The organism is Ruegeria sp. ABV3_008, from assembly GCF_056161185.1.
The window spans coordinates 585,453-605,794 of the sequence record NZ_JBSWYP010000001.1; the positions used below are offsets into that span (position 1 = coordinate 585,453).

Here is a 20,342-nt window from a genome sequence, read left to right on the forward strand (position 1 = left end):
GCTTAAGACCCATCCAAACAGCACTTGAAGACGGGGAGTGAGCAGCATGTCTGACGACTTCGAACTGGACACCGACGATCTGAAACGCCGCATGGACGGCGCGATGTCCAATCTCAAAACTGAATTTGCCTCTCTGCGCACCGGGCGGGCCTCGGCCTCGATGCTGGAGCCGGTGATGGTGGATGCCTATGGCTCGATGACACCGATCAACCAGGTTGGCACGGTCAATGTGCCTGAACCTCGGATGGTGACGGTGAATGTCTGGGATAAGGGCCTTGTGGGCAAGGTGGAAAAGGCGATCCGTGAAAGCGGGCTGGGTATCAATCCACAGCTGAACGGCACAATCATCATGCTGCCGATCCCGGAACTGAACGAAGAGCGCCGCCGCGAGTTGGGCAAAGTTGCCGGGCAATATGCCGAAAGCGCGCGGGTTTCGATCCGCAACGTGCGCCGGGACGGTATGGATCAGATCAAGAAAGCGAAATCGGACGGAATGTCCGAAGATGATCAGAAGTTCTGGGAGAGCGAAGTTCAGGATCTGACCGACACGATGATCAAAGCTGTTGATGCCGCGCTTGAGACCAAGCAGTCGGAAATCATGCAGGTCTGAGCCGGTACTGATGCCCAAAGATCCCCATACGGACGTGCAGGCTGGCCCAAAGCATGTCGCAATTATCATGGATGGCAATGGTCGGTGGGCGCAGGCGCGTGGCCGCCCTCGGCTTTTTGGTCACCACGCAGGTGCGCGGCGCGTACGTGAGGTGGTCGAGGCCTGTCCGGGGTTGGGCATTAAATACCTAACTGTCTTTGCGTTTTCGACGGAAAACTGGAAGCGGACTCAGGTCGAAGTTGCTGGCCTCATGAGCCTGTTTCGGCGCTACATCATCAAGGAAACCCGCACTCTGGCCGAGAACGGCATTCGCGTGCGCTTTATCGGTGATCGGGTCCGCTTGGATGCCAAGCTGATCGACCTGATGGATTCGCTGGAAGAGGCAACGAAGGACAACGATTTGGTCCATTTGACCGTCGCGTTGAACTATGGCGGCCGGGATGAGGTGGCGCGGGCCACAAAACGTCTTGCACGGGATGTGGCCGAAGGGCGGCTGAAGCCCGAGGATGTGGATGAAGAAACCCTGCCCAAGTATCTGGATACACGCGTTCTTCCCGATCCCGATCTGGTCATTCGCACCAGCGGAGAGGCGCGGATCTCAAATTTTCTCCTCTGGCAGTCGGCCTATTCCGAATACGAATTTATTGACACGCTCTGGCCGGATTTCACTGCGGCCGAATTGGAGCGTCTGTGCCGCAACTACGGCTCGCGCGAGCGGCGTTTCGGAGCGGTTCTGGCATGAGCGAAGGCCGATGGTCTGATCTAACCGCACGGATTCTGTCCGCAGTCGTTTTGGTCGCAATCGGCGCGGTTGAGGTATGGCTGGGCGGGTTGTGGTTTGAAAGCTTCATCGCGGTTGCCTGCGGTTTGATGACCTGGGAACTTGTACGCATGATCGAACCGCAGCGCGGAGGCATGGCCATGCAACTCGGTATTCTGACCGGGGTTGCGGTGATCATCAGCTATCACGTGCCGCCGCTCTATAAGTTGCCGTTTCTGGTGGCTCCGGCGCTGGTCGGGGCAGGGCAGGTCACCCGTTCGCGCGGGTTGTACTTTCTGTTCGCCTTGTGGATCGCGGGCGCTGGTCTGGGTTTCATCTCCATCCGTGAAAACATGGGCTTCGGCTGGATGGTCTGGCTGATTGCGGTCGTCGTGGCCACGGATGTTGCCGGGTATTTCGTGGGCAAGGCCATTGGTGGCCCGAAATTCTGGCCCAAGGTCAGCCCCAAGAAGACATGGTCGGGCACGGCAGGTGGCTGGGTCGCGGCTGGCCTGATTGGCGTGGGTTTCGCAATGCACGGCGGGTTCGGAATGCTGTTCGTTCTGGTCTCGGTTCTGGCGTCCATGGCCAGCCAGGCGGGCGATATCGTTGAAAGCGCGGTCAAACGGAAATTCGGCGTCAAGGACAGCTCGAACCTCATACCGGGACATGGCGGCTTTCTCGACCGGTTTGACGGCATGATGGGTGCGGCGTTGTTTGTGCTGATCGCAGGGTTGGTTTACGCACCCGGAGAGATGTGATGCGCAAAGTCTCGATCCTTGGGGCGACCGGATCAGTTGGTCAGAATGCGATTGACCTCATTGCGCGCGATATCGAAGCCTATGACGTGGTCGCCCTGACAGGTGGCGCAAATATCCAGCAACTGGCCGAGGACGCCCAACGGCTTGGCGCGCAACTCGCCGTCACCGCGTTTGAGGACCGATTGCAGGACCTACGCGATGCATTGCAGGGCAGCGGGATCGAGGTGGCAGCGGGTCAGAGCGCGATCGTTGAGGCCGCCGCGCGCCCCGCGCACTGGGTGCTATCCGCGATCGTTGGCGCCGCAGGTCTCGCCCCCGGAATTGAGGCGTTAAAACAGGGCGCAACGCTGGCGCTTGCCAATAAAGAGACTCTGGTCTGTGCGGGCGCCCTTGTGTTGCAGACGGCGCGTGAAAACGATGCGCGTGTACTGCCCGTCGACAGTGAGCATTCGGCGGTGTTTCAGGCATTGGTCGGTGAGGATATGGACGCGGTCGAACGCGTTATCATCACTGCAAGCGGTGGGGCGTTCCGGGATTGGCCGCTTGAGGATTTGGCGTCCGCGACCGTTACGCAAGCCTCAAGCCATCCGAACTGGGACATGGGGCAGCGGATCACGATTGATAGTGCATCCATGTTCAATAAAGCGCTTGAAGTCATTGAAACCCGAGAGTTCTTTGGCGTCGATCCGGGCCAAATCGAGGTTTTGGTGCATCCCGAATCCATTGTCCATGCGATGGTCGGGTTTCGGGACGGGGCGCTGATGGCACATCTGGGTCCGCCTGATATGCGGCATGCAATTGGTTATGCTCTGCACTGGCCCGAACGCCGCAATCTGCCGGTTGAGAGACTGGATCTCGCGCAGCTCAGCCAGTTGCGCTTTTCCCATCCCGACCTGAACCGCTATCCCGCTTTGAAACTGGCCCGAGACGTGATCGCGCAAGGCGGCCTTTCGGGGGCGGTTTTCAACGCGGCGAAAGAGCGTGCGCTGGATCACTTCATCGCAGGCCAAATCGGGTTCACGACCATGGCGGAGGTCGTCTCACGCGTTCTCGACCGTTTTGATGCCGAGGATGGCCTTTTTAACGCCCCTTTGACCCTTGATAATGTACAGCAAACGGACCATCTCGCACGGAAGTGGGCGGATGAAGCCGTGATCAAACGAGCAGGATAGAGTTTTGGACGTACTTTCGCTGATCCCTCAGTTCGGAAATTTGCTCTGGACGATTGTGGCCTTTGTGATTGCCCTGTCCGCGATCGTCGCGGTTCACGAATACGGGCACTACATCGTTGGCCGCTGGTCAGGCATTCATGCCGAGGTGTTCTCGATCGGGTTCGGCCCTGTTCTGTGGAGTCGCGTGGATAAACGCGGCACGCGTTGGCAGATCGCGCTGTTGCCGTTTGGTGGATATGTGAAGTTCCTTGGCGATGCCAATGCAGCGTCGGGCAAGGATGAAGAGGCGATGGATGACATCGCTCAGCAGCAGCCGGAATATCTGCGCCATACTATGCACGGCGCACCCCTGTGGGCGCGAACCGCCACTGTGGCGGCGGGGCCGGTGTTCAACTTCGTCATGTCCATTCTGGTCTTTGGCCTGATCTTCTGGTCTCAGGGCGTCACGCGTGAGCCGCTGACGGTTGGAGAACTGAAGCCGCTGCCGGGAACAGAGCAGGGGTTGCAGGAGGGTGATGAGATTCTGGCCATTGCCGGGATTGAAGTCCCTGATTTCGATGAAGAAGGCGCGTGGAGCGACTTCACCGACGCGCTACCGGTCGAGCCAGTGCTGGACTATACAGTCCTGCGCGATGGCGAAACGCTGGATGTCGCAGCCCCTTGGCTGTTCCCGCCGCTGATTCAACAGGTCACGCCGCGCAGTGCGGCGTTTGATATCCAGCTGGAAGGGGGCGACGTCATCACCTCGGTTGATGGAGATCCGATCTTTGCCTTCGAGCAGCTGAAAGAACATGTCGAAGGCTCGGACGGTCGGGTGTTGTTGCTGAACGTCTGGCGTGACGGGGCCGAGCTTGAATTCGCGCTTGCTCCGCGTCGGACCGATGAACCAAAGCCAGATGGCGGGTTTGTCACCCATTGGCGGATCGGGATCGTTGGCGGCATGATGCTGCAACCCGCGACCGAGCCTGCGGGGCTTTGGGATTCGCTGGTTGGCGGAGTGGGTCAGACCGGGCGCATCATCGAAGGGTCTCTGTCCGGCATGTGGCACATGATTACCGGCGCGATCAGCACCTGTAATATTTCGGGTCCGATCGGAATTGCTGAGACCTCGGGCGCCATGGCCAGCCAGGGCGCGCAGAACTTCATCTTCTTTATCGCGGTGCTGTCAACGGCTGTGGGTCTTCTGAACCTTTTCCCGATCCCGGCGTTGGACGGAGGGCACCTTGTGTTCTACGCCTATGAAGCGGTCTCGGGCAAACCGCCCAGCGACAAAGCGCTGCGGATTTTGATGACACTCGGGATTGCGGTGGTTCTCAGCCTCATGGTTTTCTCGGTCAGTAACGATCTGTTCTGCTGATTGTGGCGCAAGCGGCGCAATCGCGCCGCATTGCTGCCTCATTTCAGGGGTAAAAAATAGCCGCTGAAAATGAGGCGGCCATGACCAAAGCTATTCAAAAATCCTATCAGAGTGTCAGCGTCCTGTTTGTTCTGAACTGGGATGTGCTTTTGTGCTTTGGTCTGACGGCGCTGGCGCTTGCCGGCGGCGCGTATCTCGCCGGTCTCTGATTCCCCAAAACCCTGTAAGAATGCGTGTCAGGTGACCTATCGTCGCCCCGTTGGTTTTGGAGTTTTGACAAGCGCATTCAATCTCGTTACTCAGCATTAAGTCCTAAATTTTTGGGTAGAGAAAAAATGGCTGACGGGCGAGGCGCGGGTATATCCTGCGGAGGGCAGATGACAACAAACAAGATTTTGTGGCGCACACGATCATTTCTTTTTCTTACTGCGGCAATGGGTTTACTGGCTTTGCCGCATGCAGCGCAGGCGCAAAACTTTACCATCAACTCCTTCGAGGTTGAGGGCAACCGGCGCATCGAGACCGGCACAATCATCCAACGGACGGGAATCGAACCCGGGCAGACGGTTTCGGCCGGTCAGTTGAATGATGCGTATCAGCGTGTGCTTGACAGTGGTGTTTTTGAAACAGTCGAATTGACACCTCGCGGCACGACTTTGGTGATCGAGGTGCAGGAATACCCGACGATCAACCAGATCAGCATTGAAGGGAATCGCCGCGTCAAAGATGACCTTCTGCTGGACGTGATCTCGTCCGAGCCGCGCCGTGTTTTCACTCCGCAGGCGGCCGAGGCTGACGCCGACCTGATTGCCGAAGTCTATTCCGCCCAAGGCCGGGTATCGGCAACTGTGATCCCACGCGTCATCCGCCGAAACGACAACCGCGTCGATCTGGTGTTTGAAGTTGCAGAAGGCACGACGATTGAGGTTGAACGCGTCAGCTTCGTCGGCAACCGCGCCTTCTCGGACCGTCGTTTGCGTCGCGTGCTTGAGACCAAACAGGCGACCTTCCTGCGTACGTTCTTCCGCAACGATACGTTTATCGGGGATCGGATCGAATTCGACAAGCAGGTCATTCGGGATTTCTATCTATCACGCGGCTATGTCGATTTCCGTGTGAACAGTGCCAACGTGGAATTCACCCGCGAGCGGGATGCTTTTTTCCTGGTCATGAACATCACCGAAGGGCAGAAGTTCTCGTTCGGCAAAATCACGACCGTAAGCGAGATCCCGGGTGTAGATCCGTCGATCTATCAGGATGCTCTGAAGATCAAGCCGGGCGTGACCTATTCGCCGACCCTGATCGAAAACTCGATTGCGCGTCAGGAACGGCTAGGTGTGAAGCAAGGCGTGGATTTCCTGCGTGTCGAGCCGCGCGTCACACGCAACCCGCGTGATCTGACGCTGGATGTGGAATTCGTCCTCAGCCGTGGGCCGAGGATTTTCGTGGAACGCATTGATATCGAGGGCAACACAACCACGCTGGATCGGGTGATCCGTCGTCAGTTCGACACAGTGGAAGGCGACCCGTTCAACCCACGTGAAATCCGTCAAGCGGCTGAGCGGATCAACGCACTAGGCTTCTTTGCCAACGCCGAGGTCGAGCCGCGCGAAGGATCCTCGCCCAGCCAGGTGATCCTGGATGTGGATGTCGAGGAACAGCCTACTGGCTCGCTGAGCCTTGGTGGTAGCTACTCGGTCTCGGATGGTTTCGGTGTCGCCATCGGCCTGAATGAATCGAACTTCCTGGGCCGGGGCCAGAACCTTGGTTTGACGATCTCGACCGCTCAAGACTCCGAGCAATACTCGCTAAGCTTTACTGAGCCGTACCTTCTGGGCCGCAAACTGCGCTTTGATCTGGGACTGGGTATCGCGACCACGAACTCCAGCTTTGCCAGCTATGATACGGATCGGTTGTTCTTTAACCCTCAGCTGACCTATGCGATCGGCGAACTGTCGGCTCTGCGTGTGCGCTATGGCTGGGAACGCTCGGAAATGACCCAGCAGGACAACGAGACGAACGGTGCGGTCATCACATCGGAGATCGCACAGGGTGAGCGGGTCAACAGTAGCTTTGGCCTGACCTATGTCTATGACAGCCGTATCGGCGGACTGAACCCGAATGCGGGTGTGCTGTTCGAACTTGGCTTTGATGCAGCTGGCCTGGGTGGCGACAACAAGTACTTCAAGACCACGGCGCGCACGATCGCGCAAACCCGTGTATGGAACGAAGAGGTCGTTCTGCGCGCGACACTTGAGGCCGGTGCGCTTCACTGGTCGGGGAATGACTTCAGCCGTACCATCGACCGTTTCGTTCTGGGGCCGAACACGTTCCGAGGGTTTGAACCGGCCGGTCTCGGCCCGCGTGATCTATCCAATGGGCAAGACGACGCCATCGGCGGCAACTACTACTGGGTTGCGCGGTTCGAAAGCGACTTCCCATTGGGGCTGCCGGAAGAGCTTGGCCTGCGGGGCGGTTTGTTCTACGACGTTGGCAACCTTTACAACATCAATGACGTAAATACCGCAGGTGCAAATATTGTAGGTGCGGATGGCTCTATTCGTCACGTCATCGGTGTGTCGGTTCTGTGGGAAACACCATTTGGCCCGCTGCGCTTCAACTTCTCGAAAGCGTTGAAGAAGGAAGACTTCGACAAGGAACAGAATTTCGACCTGACCGTTCAGGCTCGGTTCTGATCCGGCATGCGGTTGCGAATATCTAGACGCGCATGGGGCCCGGTTCGGGCCCTTTGCCTTTTGCTGGGCCTTGTGCTTGCGTCCCAAACAGCGGCGCAGCAATTGGGCGTGCGTGATCCGCTGGTCCTGACCATCTCAAGCGACCGGTTGTTTGCGGATTCAGCGTTCGGCCAGCGCGTGCTGCGCGAAATCGAATCCGAGGGCGCGCAGCTCGCGGAAGAGAATGAGCGGATCGTCGCGGAACTCAGCAGCGAAGAGAAAGACCTGACGCAGAAACGCGCCGAGCTGGCCCCAGAGGATTTCCGGCCTCTGGCGCAGGCCTTTGACGAAAAGGTGCAATCGCATCGCGAAGGCCAACGCGCAAAACTGGACGCTTTGGCCCGGCGTAGCGAAGAAAGCCGCCAAACGTTTTATGCCCTGGCGCAGCCCGTGCTGATCGAACTTATGCGCGAAACAGGGGCCGCCGTCGTGCTGGAACGCGCAAGTGTATTCCTTAGCGCCGACACCTCCGACATCACGGATGATGCGATTGCCCGCATCAATGCCGCAATTGGCGATGGAACCGGCCTGCAGGACGGCACAGGCGAATAGGTTCGCTTGCCCTCGGGGGCGGGTATTGCTAACCACGCGGAAACTGACACATCCAAATAACGGGACGAGTGAACGATGACGACGGAAACCAAAAGCGCCGACATTCAGCTGATTCAGCGGATATTGCCGCATCGCTATCCGTTTCTGCTGGTCGACAAGGTGGTCGACATCGACGGCTATCAATCGGCCCGTGGCATCAAGAATGTCACCATGAACGAGCCTCATTTCCAGGGCCACTTCCCCGGAACGCCGATCATGCCGGGTGTCACCATTGTTGAGGCGATGGCGCAGACCTCGGGCGTGATGCTGGGCGTCGGCATGGATGTCATTGATACTGAGCTCCTGATCTATTTCATGAGCATCGATAAATGCAAATTCCGCCGAAAAGTGGTGCCGGGTGACGTGCTGGAGATGCACGTCGAAACCCTGCGCGGCAAGAAGGGCGGCAAGCTGTTCAAGTTCAATGGACGCGCCACCGTTGACGGTGAGGTCGCAGCCGAAGCCGAATTCTCGGCCTATGTCGATTGGGACATGGAAAAAACGACATGAGCGGCATTCACCCAAGCGCAATCATCGAAGAGGGTGCGCACATCGGTCAGGACTGCGTGATTGGCCCATTCTGCTACGTGGGTCCTCAGGTCAAACTGGGCGATCGGGTCGAGCTGAAGACGCATGTGGTCGTCACAGGTGATACTACGGTCGGCGACGATACTGTGATCTTCAACTTCTCGGTGATCGGGGAGATTCCTCAAGATTTGAAATTCGGCGGCGAGAATACGCGGCTTGAGATCGGCCAGCGCAACCGCATCCGCGAGCATGTTACCATCAACACCGGCACCGAAGGCGGTGGTGGTGTGACTCGGATCGGTGACGATTGCCTGTTCATGGCCGGAGTTCACGTGGCCCATGACGTTCAGATCGGCAACCGTGTTATCATGGTGAACCACGCGGGCGCGGCGGGGCATTGTATCGTCGAAGATGACGTAATCGTTGGCGGAATCTCGGGCCTGCACCAGTGGGTCCGCGTCGGTCGCGGCGCTATCATAGGCGCGCTGACCATGGTGCCCAACGACGTCATCCCTTACGGTCTGGTGCAAGCGCCACGCGGCGAGTTGGACGGGCTGAACCTTGTTGGCCTGAAACGGCGCGGTGTATCGCGTGAGGATATCTCGGCACTGCGGGCGGCGTTCAAGGAACTGTCCGGCGGCGAGGGGACCTTTCAGGAACGCGCCCATCGCGCAGGCGAGGGTACCGACAGCGAATATGTTCAGCGCATTGTCGAGTTCGTCACCGGTCAATCAGATCGCTCGTTCTTGACGCCGAGGAAGTAACCAAATGCTGGCTTTGATCGCAGGGACGGGTGTTCTGCCAGACGCTGTCGTGGACGCTCTGCCAGACCGTCCGTTGGTCTGCGCGATGGAGGGGTTCGAGCCTGAGAACCTGACAGCGGACGTCGTTTTCCGTCTGGAACAGCTCGGCAGCTTTCTTGCAGATCTCAAGGCGCGCGGCGTGACGCAGATCTGCATGGCGGGTGCGGTGCAGCGGCCCAAGGTCGATCCCGCGCGGATTGATGCCGCAACGATGCCTTTGGTGCCGATCATTCAAAAGGCGATGATGTCGGGTGATGATGGCGCTTTGCGCGCTGTGATCGGTATCTTTGAGGATGCAGGCCTGGCCGTCAAAGCCGCGCATGAGATCGCACCTGATCTGCTGCCTCCGCTGGGATGCCTGACCGAGACGCACCCGTCCGAGGCCGATCTGGCCGATGCTGACCGTGCCGCAGGTATTCTGCGCACGATGGGCAGCGCCGATATTGGTCAGGCCTGTGCCGTCTCCAAAGGGCAGGCTTTGGCGGTTGAGAGCATTTTTGGCACAGCCTGGATGTTGCAATCGCTGACCCAGCGCCCGGATGCGGGCGGAGGCGTTCTATTCAAAGGTCCGAAACCTGATCAGGATCGCCGCGTTGATCTGCCTGCAATCGGTCCGGAGACCGTCACTGACGCGGTGGCCGCCGGTCTGACGGGCATCGTCATCGAAAAAGGTGGCGTCATGGTTCTGCGACGCGATCAAGTGGTCGCCGAGTGCAACCGCCTTGGCCTGTTCCTCTACGTGCGCGAGCGGGCCGTCTGATGCGCGTTTTTCTGGTCGCCGGGGAACCTTCGGGCGATCGGCTGGGCGGCGCGTTGATGGAGGGGCTAAAGGCGCTGGTCCCTGACGTCGCGTTTGACGGGGTTGGCGGGCCGCTGATGCAGGCTCAGGGCCTGAACAGCCGCTTTCCCATGTCCGAGCTCAGCGTCATGGGGTTGGTCGAAGTTCTGCCCAAGTTCTTCCATCTCAAACGCCGGATATCTGAGACGGCACAGGTCGTGCTGGAGACACAGCCCGATGTTTTGATCACCATCGACAGTCCGGATTTCTCGTTGCGTGTGGCCAAACTGGTGAAGGCGAGCAGCGAAATTCGCACTGTTCACTATGTCGCCCCCAGCGTTTGGGCCTGGCGTCCAGGGCGGGCCGACAAGATGGCCAAGGTGATTGACCATGTTCTGGCGCTGCTTCCTTTCGAGCCGCCCTACATGGAGCGCGCGGGGATGGAGTGCGATTTTGTCGGCCACCCGGTGGCAAGCGAACCGCAGGCGAAGCAAGCGGACATCAAGGCCTTCCGAGACGCCTATGATCTGGGGGATGCGCCGCTGATGCTGGCCCTGCCGGGTTCGCGCCGGGGAGAAGTCGACCGGCTTGCACCTGTCTTTGGCGAGGCGCTCTCGCTCTACCTTAGGACCCGCCCAGAAACGCGGGTTGTTGTGCCAGCGGTGGCCCATATGGTCGACACCGTGACCGAGCATTTGCGCAATTGGCCCGGTTCGCCCGTGGTGGTTGATCCACGTGATCTGCCCTCGGATCAGGCGGTGGCGCAAAAGCGGGCGGCCTTTGCGGCGGCTGATCTGGCCTTGGCAGCGTCAGGGACTGTGTCACTGGAACTGGCGGCTCAGGCCACGCCGATGGTGATTGCCTATAACCTCAACTGGCTGACAACTCTGATCGCAAAGCGGATGGTGCATCTGGACACGGCGACGCTGGTCAATCTGGTCTCGGACACGCGGACAGTGCCCGAGTGTCTGCTGGACGATTGCCAGCCCGACCGGATCGCCGAAGCCCTGGAACGTGTTGCAGCGCAGCCGGAGGCCCAGCGTGAGGCCATGGCGGTCACGATGGATCGTCTGGGCCGCGGTGGTGAGGCGCCGGGCCTACGCGCCGCCAAGGCCGTTTTGGTCGGGATGGCCAAAGCTGATGCTTGAGTATCTTCTCTTTTCGATCTCGGCCGGGGTTGTGATGGTGTCTACCAATCTCGACAATCTGGCCGTGTTGTTGGGGCTGATGCTGGTGATGGATCACCGCCGCTCGCTTATGGGGTTTGCCGTCGCGCATGGGCTTGTCCTGTGCCTGTCCTTGGCCGTCGCAACAGGCCTGAGCCAGAGCGGACTGCCAGAGTGGATCGGGTATCTTGGGATTGTGCCGTTGGCACTTGGCCTGCGCGGTATCTGGCACCAGATTTCAGGCGTTGAGCAGACAGACGACACTCCAAAGGGCGCGGTGACCTCGGTCGTGACACTGTTTCTCAGCCTGTCGGTCGATACGTTCGCCGTGATGACACCCTTGCTAGCAGATTCCAGTCCCGTATTCCGGCTGGCGGCTCTGATTGGCGCGGGTTGCGCCTCGGCAAGTCTGGCGGCCGTTGCTGCCTGGGGTGCGCCTCATGCGCAGAAACTAGGCCCACGCGTCACTCGGCTCGAGAGGATCGCACCCTATATCATGGTCTGCGTCGGTCTCTACATTCTGCTGAACTCGCCGACCGATATCCTCTGATTTTTGTCGGTGTCGCGAACGAAGCGGCGTTGCAGTTGGACCTGCAGCTTGCGATACCCTGCGGCAGAAGGAGAGCCCTAATGACCCGTATTCCCGCCTTGACCGACGATGACATGACACCGGCCGCGCGCGCGGCGTATGCTGAATTGGGCGCATATGGGTCGTTCGACAATTGGGCACGAGTGGCGGCGCATTGCCCGCCGGTTCTGGAACATGTCAGCGGGATGCTCACCACTTTGCGCGCGCAAGCGACCCTTCCGCGCCGCGCGTTGGAGCTGGCGATGGTCACCGTCTCCAAACTGAATGCCTGTGACTATTGCGTGTCGCATCACACGCCCTTGCTGACTGTGGCGGGTCTCAGCGCGGAAGGCGTAGCGCGGTTACCGGAGGTCGAAGATCACCCCGAACTGGATTCCTGTGACAAGGCAGTGGTCCGCTATGCCGAAGCGGTGACCACCCGGTCCGGCCGGATGCGCGATGCTGAGGTCTCGGACCTGAAAGAGTGGTTCACCGAGGCGCAGATCGTTGAACTGACATGGCGCATTGCCTTGTGCGGGGCATTTAATCGGTTCAACGATGCGCTTCAGATCCAGATCGAACCCGAGGTCACGCCGGTCTAGGCCTAGTAGCCGCGCCAAATCCAGCCGCCGCCAAAAATACGGCTGCTGCCCGGGTCGTAGAACACGCAGGCCTGACCGGGTGAGATGCCTTCCTCGGGTGTCAGCAATTCGACCTCGGCTGTGGTGTCAGACAATGGTCGAATGATCGCCTCGCGCGGGGGGCGGGTCGAGCGCACTTTGACCGACACATGCCATTCGTCGCGTGACGTGAAGTGTTCATCGCCCAGCCAGTTGATCTCGCGCACGGGAACGGTTCGTGTGGCCAGCATCTCTTTCGGGCCGACAACGACCTGTTTCTTGTCGACATCCAGTTTCACCACGTAAAGCGGCTCGCTCAGGCCTCCGATACCCAGCCCGCGGCGCTGTCCGATTGTGTAGTGGATCACACCGCTATGCTTAGCCAAAACGCGGCCATCGGCATGGACGATCTCACCGGGTTCGGCAGCACCGGGGCGCAGCTTTTCGATGACGCTGGCATAGTTGCCGTTGGGCACAAAGCAGATGTCCTGACTGTCGGGCTTGTCCGCAACGGCCAGCCCGTATTGCGCCGCCATTTCGCGGGTCGCATCCTTGGACGGCAGGTGCCCCAGCGGGAAACGCAGGAAATCCAGCTGCTCTGGCGTGGTGGAGAACAGGAAATAGGACTGATCGCGGTTCGCATCCTCGGCGCTGTGCAGCTCGGGCCCGTTCGGTCCCATCTTGCGCTGAATATAGTGGCCGGTCGCCATGCAGTCAGCTTCCAGGTCTTTCGCGGTTTCCAACAGGTCCTTGAACTTCACCCGTTCATTGCAGCGAATACAGGGCACCGGGGTCGCGCCCGCCAGATAGCTGTCGGCGAATTCGTCAATCACCGCGTCCTTGAAGATGTTCTCATAGTCCAGAACGTAATGCGGAAACCCACGCTCTTCGGCCACACGTCGTGCGTCATGGATGTCGATCCCGGCACAGCACGCGCCTTTCTTGGCCAGCGCCGCGCCGTGGTCGTACAGCTGCAACGTGACGCCCACCACGTCATAGCCCTGATCCGCCAGATACGCTGCCACGACCGAGCTGTCGACGCCGCCCGACATAGCAACCACCACCCGCGTTTCCGAGGGCGGTTTGGCAAAGCCAAGCGAATTGAGTTGGGTCTCGGCGGCGAGGGCCATGGCGATTCCAGTCCGGGTTAAGAAAGACCGGCAGAATATAAGAAAATTCTAGACACTCTCAAGGGGCGGTTTCACGCAGCATTAAGTAGGCTGGTGTCAACTTTGTCGCAGCAGAGAAGGGTTGAGAGATGTATTTGCACAAAGTTGAAGGTCCGCGGTCTGTAGCCCTGCCGGATGGCACGATTTTGTCGCAGGCCGATCTGCCGCCGCCAGACACGCGGCGTTGGGTGGCGTCGCGCAAGATCCTTGTCGTGCGCGGGGTACTATATGGCCTGATCACTTTGTCCGAGGCCAAGAAACGCTACGGCATCAGCGATGAGGAATTCAACATCTGGGTCTCTGCCGTGGCAGAGCATGGCGTTGATGCTCTGAAAGTTACCGCGCTAAAAAAATATCGACAACCTAAAGGCGAAAGTGAATAAATGATTCAACGGTAACGCAAGATTAACCATTCTTGGTCAGGTTTATTTTTAATTGGAAGTTTTGACCCGAATTGGAGCAGTGAAATGAGAATACTTCTTGTCGAGGATGATCCTACCACGTCCAAAAGCATTGAATTGATGCTGACGCATGCCAACCTGAATGTGTATGCGACGGACCTTGGGGAAGAAGGGATCGACCTGGCGAAACTCTATGATTACGATCTCATTCTCTTGGACCTGAACCTGCCGGATATGAACGGCCATGAGGTTTTGCGCCAATTGCGTATTGCTCGGGTGGAAACGCCGATTTTGATCCTTTCCGGCGCTGATGACACCGAAAGCAAAATTAAGGGCTTCGGATTTGGGGCAGACGATTATCTGACCAAACCGTTCCACCGCGAGGAACTGGTGGCCCGTATCCACGCCATCATTCGCCGTTCGAAAGGCCATTCGCAATCGGTGATTCACACCGGTCGGGTTGCAGTCAATCTGGATGCAAAAACCGTCGAGGTTGATGGTCAGACGGTGCATTTGACCGGCAAGGAATACCAGATGCTCGAACTGTTGAGCTTGCGAAAGGGCACAACCCTTACGAAAGAGATGTTCCTCAATCACCTCTATGGCGGCATGGACGAACCTGAGTTGAAGATCATTGACGTGTTTATCTGCAAGCTGCGCAAGAAGCTCAGCAATGCGACGGGCGGTGACAACTACATCGAAACCGTATGGGGGCGCGGCTACGTTTTGCGTGACCCGCAAAGCAACTCCCTCGACGAGACGCGGATGGCGGTCAACGCCTGACGTTCGAAGACACTTGCCCCCTATGGTCGAGAGGGTGGCATTTCCACTCACGGCCCAGCACATCTGGACCTAGCCATGACCTCGCCCTATCACTGAGGTCCAGAATAAAGTGACAGGGCGAGGCCATGAGCAATTCTATCTCTATAGCAGACCTGACGGAGGATGAGGCACGCGCCGAACTCGCGCGCCTTGCAGACCTGCTGTTGCGGGCCAACAGGCTGTATCACGGGGAAGATGCGCCCGAGATTTCGGATGCCGAATACGATGCGCTAAAACGGCGAAATGTCGAAATAGAAGAGAAGTTTCCGCATCTAAAACGCTCTGACAGTCCAAGTGATCAGGTGGGCGCGCGCCCGGCGGACGGGTTTTCCAAGGTCACGCATGCACAGCGCATGATGTCATTGGGCAATGCCTTTGATGATGAGGATGTCGCGGATTTCGACCGCTCGATTCGCAAATATCTCGGCCTGTCTGCGGACGCGCCTTTGGCCTATACGGCTGAGCCCAAGATTGACGGGCTTTCGTTGTCTCTGCGGTATGAGCAGGGAAAACTGGTCCAAGCCGCCACGCGAGGCGATGGAGAAGTGGGAGAGAATGTGACGGCGAATGCCCGAACAATCACTGATATTCCGCACACGATCCAAGGTGCTCCCGATATTCTGGAAGTGCGCGGTGAGGTCTACATGTCTCACGCGGATTTCGAAGCGCTTAATGAACGTCAGGCTCAGGCTGGCGGCAAGCCCTTTGCCAACCCCAGAAACGCTGCGGCCGGTTCGTTGCGACAGCTGGATTCCGAAATCACCCGCGCGCGACCGCTGAAGTTCTTTGCCTACGCGTGGGGAGAGCTGTCGGCCCCTCTGGCGGAGACGCAAGATGGGGCGATTGAGCGTCTGAAAAGCTTTGGGTTCTCGACCAACCCGCTGACACGTTTGTGCAAGACAACGCAGGACATGTTGGCGCACTACCGGTCGATTGAAGAACAGCGCGCGACGCTGGGTTATGATATCGACGGTGTGGTCTACAAAGTGGATGACCTTGGCCTGCAAGCCCGTCTCGGGTTTCGATCGACGACACCCAGATGGGCCATCGCGCATAAATTCCCTGCCGAACTGGCCTGGACCCGGCTTGAAGCGATTGACATTCAGGTCGGCCGCACCGGTGCGCTCAGCCCTGTTGCGCGTTTGCATCCGGTTACAGTTGGCGGAGTTGTCGTGTCGAATGCAACGCTGCACAACGAAGACTATATCGCCGGGCGCGATGCCAAGGGTGGCACCATCCGGGATGGCAAGGACATCCGAGAGGGGGACTGGGTACAGGTCTACCGCGCCGGGGATGTGATCCCCAAGATTGCGGATGTCGACCTGTCGAAACGGCCCGAAGATGCGGTTCCTTATGAGTTCCCGCGCACGTGTGGGAAGTGTGGAAGTGCGGCGGTGCGCGAAGAAGGTGACGCGGTGCGACGCTGTACGGGTGGCATGATCTGCCCGGCGCAAGCTGTTGAGAAATTGAAGCATTTCGTGTCTCGCAAAGCCTTCGATATAGAAGGCTTGGGCGCAAAACAGATCGAGATGTTCTATGAAGATCCGGTCCTGCCGATCAAAACGCCTGCTGATATTTTCGATCTGCAAGACCGGGACTCAAGCACTCTGTCTCGTTTGAAAAATCGCGAAGGATGGGGGGACACCTCGGCCAGCAATCTGTTTGCGGCCATTGATGAGAAGCGGACCATTCCCTTTGCTCGCTTGCTGTTTGGCCTTGGCATCCGCCATGTAGGTGAGGTCGTCGCACGAGATCTTGCGCTGCACTACCGCGACTGGGAGGCAATGTCCCAAGCGGTCGATTCCGCGCGCCCGGCGGCGCTTGCGTATCGCGCCGCGGATCAAGCGGAAGAGGCTGAACGGTTGGCCGCCGCCTCTCAAGGACGTCGGGCACGGATCAAGGAAAGCCGCGCCGCCGCCATCGCGGAATTGTCCGTGCCCGAGGAGGCCTCGACCGCGTGGTCGGATTTGATTGCGGTTGACGGGATCGGCGCGACGGTTGGTTTGGCTTTGTCCGACGCCTTCGCCAATGTTGAGGAACGACAGGCGTTTGATGCGCTCAAGGCGCATTTGACTGTCGTGCCACCAGATGCGCCGGCCTCAGAAAGCCCGGTGGCGGGCAAGACCGTGGTTTTCACAGGCACGCTGGAAAAGATGACACGCGCCGAAGCCAAGGCGCGGGCCGAGGCGTTGGGGGCCAAAGTCTCAGGGTCGGTCAGTAAGAAGACCGATATTTTGGTTGCGGGGCCGGGTGCTGGTTCCAAGGCTAAAAAGGCGGCAGAGCTGGGGATCGAAACCCTGGATGAGGATGGCTGGTTGCAGCTGATCGACGGCGCATGAGCGGACGGCCAGAATCCTTGTTTCCCCTGTTCGCAGGGGTTGAAACCTTGGAGGGGGTCGGCCCGAAGACCGCTCAGGCGATGGCGCAGGCCGGGATGGAAAGCCCGCGCGACGTTCTGTTCGGCTTGCCCTATGCCGTGATTGATCGACGCAGGCGCGACACGATCCAAGGGGTTGATCTACCGTCGACGTTGACGGTTGAGGTGACAGTTGGCCCGCATCGCCCATCTCGGAATAGGGGCGGCGCGTATCGGGTCCATGTCGAGGACAGTCAGGCCGATTTCCAATTAGTGTTCTTTCACGCGCGGGGCGACTACCTGAAGAAAGTCCTGCCGGAAGGATCGCGCCGTGTGATCTCGGGCAAGTTGGAGCTGTTCGACGGCATGGCGCAGATGGTGCATCCCGATCATATGCTGCCGGTGGATCAGGCTTCGGACATTCCTGAGTTTGAGCCGGTCTATCACCTGACGCAGGGGATCACGCAAAAGACCATGTTCAAGGCCGTACGTAGCGCTTTGACGCGTGCGCCAGACCTGGCCGAATGGGCTGATCCGGCGCAGATCAGCAGTCAGAACTGGCCGTCATGGCACGCGGCAATTCTGGCCGCACATAACCCACAAGGTGCGGATGACGTGGCCTCATTCGCCCCGGCGCGAGAGCGTTTGGCCTATGATGAACTGCTGGCGCATCAGTTGACGCTGGCTCTGGCACGGCAACGGGAACGCAAAGCACGCGGGATCGTCAGCGTTGGCACAGGCGCGTTGCAATCGAAGGTTCTGGCGAGCCTACCTTATCGGCCAACTGGTGCACAGTCGTGCGCCGTTGCTGAAATTGCCGGCGATATGGCCTCGGAGTCGCGCATGAACCGGTTGCTTCAGGGTGACGTGGGCGCTGGCAAAACGCTGGTGGCGTTTATGGCTCTGCTGGTCGCGGTCGAGGCCGGAGGGCAGGGGGTCATGATGGCTCCGACTGAGATTCTGGCGCGCCAGCATCTCGAAGGGTTACGCCCTTTGGCGGAAGAGGCTGGCGTTGTGTTGGAAATCCTGACCGGACGCGACAAGGGGGCAGAGCGGCGGGCCAAGCTGGCTGCTTTGGAGGCTGGCGATATTCAGATTCTCGTGGGCACCCATGCAGTGTTCCAGGGTGATGTGGCATTCAAGGCCTTGCGTCTGGCGATTGTCGACGAACAGCATCGCTTTGGCGTACGCCAACGGATGGAGCTGTCGGAAAAAGGGCAGGGTGCCGATGTTCTGGTCATGACGGCCACGCCGATTCCGCGCAGTCTCGCTTTGGCGCAATATGGCGATATGGATGTCTCGGTTCTGGACGAAAAACCGCCGGGGCGAAAACCGATCAAGACCGCGATTGTAAGCACGGGACGGATGGAAGAAGTCGTCGCCCATCTGCGCCGCGCCATTGAGGAAGGGCGGCAGTGTTACTGGGTCTGTCCGCTGGTCGACGAATCCGAGGTCTCCGACCTGACAGCGGCGGAAGAGCGGTTCAAACGGCTGCGCGCTATCTTGGGCGAGGGCACCGTTGGTTTGGTCCACGGGCAGATGCCGCCTGCCGAAAAAGATGCCGCCATGACCGCTTTCCAGACAGGTGAAACCAAAGTTCTGGTGGCGACGACTGTGATCGAGGTCGGCGTAAACGTCCCCAATGCCTCGATCATGGTGATCGAACGGGCTGAGATTTTTGGTCTGGCTCAACTGCACCAGTTGCGCGGACGCGTTGGCCGAGGGGATGCGGATTCGACCTGTCTTCTGATGTATCAGGCACCTCTCAGTGAGGGCGGCCGCAAACGGTTGGAGGTCCTGCGTGAGACCGAGGATGGCTTTCGCATTTCTGAGACCGATCTACAGATGCGCGGTGCGGGAGATCTGATTGGAACCGCCCAATCCGGGCTGCCCAAGTTTCGTATTGCGGATCTGGAACGGCAGGCAGGATTGATGGCCGTGGCCCAGACCGATGCGCGGGCCTTGCTGAACACCGATCCCAAACTGACCTCTGACCGGGGAAAGGCTGCGCGTGTTCTGCTTTGGCTGATGAAACAGGATCAGGCGATCCGTTTGATTTCAGTTGGTTAGTAACGAAGTATTCATAAAGTTCGCAAATGTTCTTAAAAAGTTCTTTACCGACTCGGAGAAATATGAGAACAAAAGGTCAACAAAGGATTAAATCCCTGACCCGGAGGTGACCCATGCTGACCCAGATCAAGACCGTAATCACGCGCTCGCACTCGACCATCCTGCAGGATGCTGCGGGTGTTGCGTCTCTGGTCGTTATGCTGATGGTGGCGCTTCACCTTCCGGTTGGTTTCTAACCCTTTTTGCCTGCGATCTCGTGCCGAATAGCCCGCGCCTGTCATCCCCAGTGAATTCAAGGGTGACCTGCCTGTCCCAAACCCCTTGAGGGGCCATGCCTCGGCCCCGCGCGGTGTCCCGGACCCCACACGAGAAACGCATTGCCTGCCGCCGCCCTTCCCGCCCGGAAGGAGCGGCGGTTTTTTTATAGCTGGCCGGTTTTGATGATTTCCAACATGGCCGACAGAACGGAATTCACCGCGACCGAGGCCAGGATCATCCCCATCACCCGGCTGATGATTGCCGCGCCGGAATGGCCGATCAGGCGTATGATCGGTTCAGCCAACAGCATCAGAATAAAGGCGATAAGCACGACCGACAGCATGACCAACGCAGTAATCCCCTGGTCGGCGGCGCTGTAGCGGTGGTTGTCGGTCAGGATCACGATCGCTAGCATCGCACCGGGTGACGCCAGGGATGGTACAGCCAGAGGGAAGATCGCTGGGTTGTGCTTATGGACCTTATCTTCCTTGTCGTCTTCGGCGGCGCGTTGTTCGATCTCCTGTTTGCTTTCGCCAAAGATCATCGTCAGCGCGAACAGGAACAGGATGATCCCTCCGGCAACCTGGAACGAGTTCAACCCGATATCCAGCGCCTCGATCAGCAATTGTCCGAAGACGAGGAAAAACAGAAGCACGCCAGCACTGATCAACGACGCGAGCATCGCCGTTTTGCGCCGTGCAGCGGCTTCGAGGCCCGCAGTGACGGCGATGAAAACAGGGATTGTTCCGATCGGGTCAATGACAACCCACAACGTCACGAAGTGTTCGAGCAGGTTGTTCAAGCCCATTCCTCCACC

The 20,342-nt window shown here is 58.8% G+C and carries 21 protein-coding genes; 19 read left to right on the forward strand and 2 right to left on the reverse strand.

The window, feature by feature from the left end:
• Window positions 1–46: 46 nt before the first annotated feature.
• The 14 genes from frr (at window position 47) to ACXAH8_RS02975 (ending at window position 12,431) form a co-directional block, all read left to right on the forward strand.
• Entirely contained in the window at window positions 47–610 is a 564-nt protein-coding gene (frr, locus tag ACXAH8_RS02910; RefSeq protein ID WP_170373774.1) for a ribosome recycling factor, read from the forward strand.
• Window positions 611–620: 10 nt separating this feature from the next.
• Entirely contained in the window at window positions 621–1,352 is a 732-nt protein-coding gene (locus ACXAH8_RS02915; RefSeq protein WP_170458293.1) for an isoprenyl transferase, read from the forward strand.
• Window positions 1,349–2,131 (forward strand): phosphatidate cytidylyltransferase, encoded by a 783-nt coding sequence (locus ACXAH8_RS02920; protein ID WP_475215905.1) that lies wholly within the window; start codon window positions 1,349–1,351, stop codon window positions 2,129–2,131. The genes ACXAH8_RS02915 and ACXAH8_RS02920 overlap by 4 nt, the downstream gene beginning before the upstream one ends.
• Window positions 2,131–3,303 (forward strand): 1-deoxy-D-xylulose-5-phosphate reductoisomerase, encoded by a 1,173-nt coding sequence (gene dxr, locus ACXAH8_RS02925; RefSeq protein WP_475215907.1) that lies wholly within the window; start codon window positions 2,131–2,133, stop codon window positions 3,301–3,303. The genes ACXAH8_RS02920 and dxr overlap by 1 nt, the downstream gene beginning before the upstream one ends.
• Before the next feature lie 4 nt (window positions 3,304–3,307).
• Window positions 3,308–4,660 (forward strand): RIP metalloprotease RseP, encoded by a 1,353-nt coding sequence (gene rseP / locus ACXAH8_RS02930; RefSeq protein WP_475215909.1) that lies wholly within the window; start codon window positions 3,308–3,310, stop codon window positions 4,658–4,660.
• Window positions 4,661–4,740: 80 nt separating this feature from the next.
• Window positions 4,741–4,869 carry a hypothetical protein gene (locus ACXAH8_RS02935; RefSeq protein ID WP_419737989.1) on the forward strand — a complete coding sequence of 43 codons (129 nt, stop codon included), beginning with the start codon at window positions 4,741–4,743 and terminating at the stop codon, window positions 4,867–4,869.
• A 168-nt stretch (window positions 4,870–5,037) separates the two neighbouring features.
• Window positions 5,038–7,356 (forward strand): outer membrane protein assembly factor BamA, encoded by a 2,319-nt coding sequence (bamA, locus tag ACXAH8_RS02940; protein ID WP_475215911.1) that lies wholly within the window; start codon window positions 5,038–5,040, stop codon window positions 7,354–7,356.
• Between the two features lie 6 nt (window positions 7,357–7,362).
• Window positions 7,363–7,947, forward strand: a complete 585-nt coding sequence (locus ACXAH8_RS02945) for an OmpH/Skp family outer membrane protein (protein ID WP_475215913.1) — start codon at window positions 7,363–7,365, stop codon at window positions 7,945–7,947.
• Between the two features lie 75 nt (window positions 7,948–8,022).
• The gene (fabZ, locus tag ACXAH8_RS02950; RefSeq protein WP_170373767.1) at window positions 8,023–8,496 is read left to right on the forward strand and encodes a 3-hydroxyacyl-ACP dehydratase FabZ; all 474 of its coding nucleotides are present in this window, start codon (window positions 8,023–8,025) and stop codon (window positions 8,494–8,496) included.
• Entirely contained in the window at window positions 8,493–9,278 is a 786-nt protein-coding gene (gene lpxA / locus ACXAH8_RS02955; RefSeq protein WP_475215916.1) for an acyl-ACP--UDP-N-acetylglucosamine O-acyltransferase, read from the forward strand. The genes fabZ and lpxA overlap by 4 nt, the downstream gene beginning before the upstream one ends.
• Before the next feature lie 4 nt (window positions 9,279–9,282).
• A complete protein-coding gene (locus ACXAH8_RS02960; protein WP_475215918.1) occupies window positions 9,283–10,077 on the forward strand; it encodes an LpxI family protein in 795 nt (264 codons plus the stop codon).
• A complete protein-coding gene (lpxB, locus tag ACXAH8_RS02965) occupies window positions 10,077–11,243 on the forward strand; it encodes a lipid-A-disaccharide synthase (RefSeq protein ID WP_475215920.1) in 1,167 nt (388 codons plus the stop codon). The genes ACXAH8_RS02960 and lpxB overlap by 1 nt, the downstream gene beginning before the upstream one ends.
• Window positions 11,236–11,811, forward strand: a complete 576-nt coding sequence (locus tag ACXAH8_RS02970) for a hypothetical protein (RefSeq protein ID WP_475215922.1) — start codon at window positions 11,236–11,238, stop codon at window positions 11,809–11,811. The genes lpxB and ACXAH8_RS02970 overlap by 8 nt, the downstream gene beginning before the upstream one ends.
• Before the next feature lie 80 nt (window positions 11,812–11,891).
• Window positions 11,892–12,431: a carboxymuconolactone decarboxylase family protein gene (locus ACXAH8_RS02975; RefSeq protein ID WP_475215924.1), complete on the forward strand. Its 540-nt coding sequence runs from the start codon at window positions 11,892–11,894 to the stop codon at window positions 12,429–12,431.
• A 2-nt stretch (window positions 12,432–12,433) separates the two neighbouring features.
• On the opposite strand, the gene mnmA is transcribed toward ACXAH8_RS02975, so the two are convergent.
• Window positions 12,434–13,579: a tRNA 2-thiouridine(34) synthase MnmA gene (gene mnmA / locus ACXAH8_RS02980; RefSeq protein WP_475215927.1), complete on the reverse strand. Its 1,146-nt coding sequence runs from the start codon at window positions 13,577–13,579 to the stop codon at window positions 12,434–12,436.
• Between the two features lie 128 nt (window positions 13,580–13,707).
• Here mnmA and sciP point away from each other — a divergent pair, with 128 nt between their 5' ends.
• The 5 genes from sciP (at window position 13,708) to ACXAH8_RS03005 (ending at window position 19,503) form a co-directional block, all read left to right on the forward strand.
• Window positions 13,708–14,001, forward strand: coding sequence for a CtrA inhibitor SciP (sciP, locus tag ACXAH8_RS02985; RefSeq protein WP_475215929.1), 294 nt, complete (start codon window positions 13,708–13,710; stop codon window positions 13,999–14,001).
• Between the two features lie 84 nt (window positions 14,002–14,085).
• Complete coding sequence (gene ctrA, locus ACXAH8_RS02990) at window positions 14,086–14,802, forward strand: response regulator transcription factor CtrA (protein WP_170466869.1); 717 nt, start codon at window positions 14,086–14,088, stop codon at window positions 14,800–14,802.
• A 125-nt stretch (window positions 14,803–14,927) separates the two neighbouring features.
• The gene (gene ligA / locus ACXAH8_RS02995; RefSeq protein ID WP_475215931.1) at window positions 14,928–17,180 is read left to right on the forward strand and encodes an NAD-dependent DNA ligase LigA; all 2,253 of its coding nucleotides are present in this window, start codon (window positions 14,928–14,930) and stop codon (window positions 17,178–17,180) included.
• Entirely contained in the window at window positions 17,177–19,267 is a 2,091-nt protein-coding gene (recG, locus tag ACXAH8_RS03000; RefSeq protein ID WP_475215933.1) for an ATP-dependent DNA helicase RecG, read from the forward strand. The genes ligA and recG overlap by 4 nt, the downstream gene beginning before the upstream one ends.
• A gap of 113 nt (window positions 19,268–19,380) precedes the next feature.
• The gene (locus ACXAH8_RS03005) at window positions 19,381–19,503 is read left to right on the forward strand and encodes a hypothetical protein (RefSeq protein ID WP_256439826.1); all 123 of its coding nucleotides are present in this window, start codon (window positions 19,381–19,383) and stop codon (window positions 19,501–19,503) included.
• A gap of 185 nt (window positions 19,504–19,688) precedes the next feature.
• On the opposite strand, the gene ACXAH8_RS03010 is transcribed toward ACXAH8_RS03005, so the two are convergent.
• On the reverse strand, window positions 19,689–20,327 hold the full coding sequence (locus ACXAH8_RS03010) for a MarC family protein (protein ID WP_170373756.1): 639 nt from the start codon (window positions 20,325–20,327) through the stop codon (window positions 19,689–19,691).
• Between the last annotated feature and the right edge of the window lie 15 nt (window positions 20,328–20,342).

Coding starts and splice junctions, on each gene's coding strand:
- ACXAH8_RS03005 (WP_256439826.1), top strand. CDS start 19,381: ATGCTGACCCAGATCAAGACCGTAATCACGCGCTCGCACTCGACCATC.
- lpxB (WP_475215920.1), top strand. CDS start 10,077: ATGCGCGTTTTTCTGGTCGCCGGGGAACCTTCGGGCGATCGGCTGGGC.
- dxr (WP_475215907.1), top strand. CDS start 2,131: ATGCGCAAAGTCTCGATCCTTGGGGCGACCGGATCAGTTGGTCAGAAT.
- bamA (WP_475215911.1), top strand. CDS start 5,038: ATGACAACAAACAAGATTTTGTGGCGCACACGATCATTTCTTTTTCTT.
- recG (WP_475215933.1), top strand. CDS start 17,177: ATGAGCGGACGGCCAGAATCCTTGTTTCCCCTGTTCGCAGGGGTTGAA.
- lpxA (WP_475215916.1), top strand. CDS start 8,493: ATGAGCGGCATTCACCCAAGCGCAATCATCGAAGAGGGTGCGCACATC.
- ACXAH8_RS02960 (WP_475215918.1), top strand. CDS start 9,283: ATGCTGGCTTTGATCGCAGGGACGGGTGTTCTGCCAGACGCTGTCGTG.
- ACXAH8_RS02970 (WP_475215922.1), top strand. CDS start 11,236: ATGCTTGAGTATCTTCTCTTTTCGATCTCGGCCGGGGTTGTGATGGTG.
- ligA (WP_475215931.1), top strand. CDS start 14,928: ATGAGCAATTCTATCTCTATAGCAGACCTGACGGAGGATGAGGCACGC.
- ACXAH8_RS02975 (WP_475215924.1), top strand. CDS start 11,892: ATGACCCGTATTCCCGCCTTGACCGACGATGACATGACACCGGCCGCG.
- ACXAH8_RS02920 (WP_475215905.1), top strand. CDS start 1,349: ATGAGCGAAGGCCGATGGTCTGATCTAACCGCACGGATTCTGTCCGCA.
- frr (WP_170373774.1), top strand. CDS start 47: ATGTCTGACGACTTCGAACTGGACACCGACGATCTGAAACGCCGCATG.
- mnmA (WP_475215927.1), bottom strand. CDS start 13,579: ATGGCCCTCGCCGCCGAGACCCAACTCAATTCGCTTGGCTTTGCCAAA.
- ACXAH8_RS02915 (WP_170458293.1), top strand. CDS start 621: ATGCCCAAAGATCCCCATACGGACGTGCAGGCTGGCCCAAAGCATGTC.
- ctrA (WP_170466869.1), top strand. CDS start 14,086: ATGAGAATACTTCTTGTCGAGGATGATCCTACCACGTCCAAAAGCATT.
- ACXAH8_RS02945 (WP_475215913.1), top strand. CDS start 7,363: ATGCGGTTGCGAATATCTAGACGCGCATGGGGCCCGGTTCGGGCCCTT.
- sciP (WP_475215929.1), top strand. CDS start 13,708: ATGTATTTGCACAAAGTTGAAGGTCCGCGGTCTGTAGCCCTGCCGGAT.
- fabZ (WP_170373767.1), top strand. CDS start 8,023: ATGACGACGGAAACCAAAAGCGCCGACATTCAGCTGATTCAGCGGATA.
- ACXAH8_RS02935 (WP_419737989.1), top strand. CDS start 4,741: ATGACCAAAGCTATTCAAAAATCCTATCAGAGTGTCAGCGTCCTGTTT.